This is a genomic window from Sphingomonas sp. FUKUSWIS1 (assembly GCF_000733135.1).
GTDB lineage: Bacteria > Pseudomonadota > Alphaproteobacteria > Sphingomonadales > Sphingomonadaceae > Sphingomonas > Sphingomonas aerolata.
In genome coordinates this window covers 1-1,827 of sequence record NZ_JPJC01000256.1, presented here as the reverse complement: position 1 = coordinate 1,827, position 1,827 = coordinate 1, and the positions used below count along the sequence as shown (strand labels likewise).

Below are 1,827 nucleotides of genomic sequence, written 5' to 3'. Positions count from 1 at the left end.
GGCGGGCGAGATCAGGAGCAGGGCGACCCCCGCCGCCAGATGCCAGCGATAGCGCGGCACGACATCCGCGATCGACAGCCCGTCGCGATCCCTGTTCTGCGGGCTCCAGCCCGAGGGCTGGCCGCGGAAGATGCTGATCAGGTCCATCGTCTGCGTCAGCATGATGACCGGCGCGGACAGCATCGACAGCGGGATCTCGGCAATGGCTGACGCGATGATCGCCCGCGCCCCCCCGAACGCCGCGCGCCGGCTCCGGTCGGACACCGCCCAGATGATCCCGAGCAATTTGGGGCCGAACAGCAGGATGACCGTCAGCGCCAGCACGCGCGCCGAGGTCGTCGCCTCGACCAGCTTGCTTTCGCCGGCAAAGGCCTGCGCGATGGTCGTCAGGATCAGGACCAGCCAGGCGGGCGACGTCATGTACGCCGACGCCCCGATCGCGAGCTGCAGCCGGTTGACCGGATGGAACCCGTCCGACCCGAGCAGCTTCAGATGCTGGATATTGCCCTGCGCCCAGCGCCGGTCGCGCACCGCCATGTCGATCAGCGTCGGGGGAAACTCCTCATAGCTGTCGTCGATCATGATCAGGTGGACCGCCCAGCCGCGCCGCCGCAGCAAGGCGGCCTCGACCATGTCGTGGCTCATGATCGCGCCGCCGAACGGCGGGCCGCCAGGCAGCACGGGCAGGCCGCAGCTTTCGGCAAAGGCCCGGGTGCGGATGATCGCATTATGCCCCCAGAAGCTCGCCTCCGACCCCGACCACCAGACCAGACCGGCGGTCGAGATCGGGCCGTAGAGCCGGCTGTTGAACTGCATCCAGCGCTGGAACAGCGTGGTCGCGCCGCGGATCGTCGGCACCGTCTGCAACAGGCCGACCGAGGGGCGGCGCTCCATCACCTGCGCCATGCCGATCATCGCGTCGCCGCTCATCAGGCTGTCCGCGTCGAGCACCAGCATGTGATCATAGCCGCCGCCGAAGCGCCGGACCCAGTCGGCGACATTGCCCGGCTTGCGCGCGACATTGTCGGTCCGGCGGCGATAATAGAGCGGGACGCGCGATCCAGGTGCGAGCACCTCCCAGGCCGCGACCTCCTGTGCGCCCGACTCTTCGCCCGAATCGCTCAGCACGAAGAAGGCGAAGCTCCCCGCCTCGCCCGCAGCCTCGATCGCGTGTATCATCCGCGCGATCCGGCCAAATACCGCGTCGACATCCTCGTTATGGACCGGGATCAGCACCGCGGTCTGCCCGGTCAGCGGCTGGCGGTTCTGCGGCACCGGCACGAAGCCGGGATGCATCCGCGTCATCAGCAGGACGAACCCGATCAGCGCGTTGAGAAACCCGAACGCGATCCACGCGAAGAGCGGGAAGAACAGCACGAGCAGCGCGACGTCCCACAGATCGATGCCGTCGCCGAGCAGCGAATCCTGGACCGCCGCGGAGGCGGTGGTGGCGAGCAGCATCGTCAGCAGGAACAGGAGCAGTCGCCGCGACGACATGCCCTCGGGCGAGGTCAGCGTGTCCGAGCCGTTCGACGGTCCGGCCAGCGGGTCGGGCGTCGGCCCGCCGCCGGTGCCGCGCGCCCGGAAATTCTGCAGCGGCATGTCGATCGGGACGTCGGCGGGCAATCGTGCCGGAAGTGCGGGATGACCGGGGCGGCCCGGGCTGTCCACGGTCATGGCTCAACCCACCTGCGTCAGCACGGTTTCGCTGAGCGACTGCCCGCCGCGCTTCAGGAACAGCCGGACATCGGCCAGGACGCCGCGTTCGGGGGCGACATCGAGCGTGACGCGCCAGCGGTTCGGCTGGCCGACGACCGGATAGGCGGC

At 69.2% G+C, this 1,827-nt stretch carries 1 protein-coding gene; it reads right to left on the bottom strand.

What is annotated here, in order from left to right:
* Window positions 1-1,677, bottom strand: a 1,677-nt coding sequence (mdoH, locus tag sphsw_RS16210) for a glucans biosynthesis glucosyltransferase MdoH (RefSeq protein ID WP_042467566.1), incomplete at its 3' end; no start/stop codon positions are given.
* Between the last annotated feature and the right edge of the window lie 150 nt (window positions 1,678-1,827).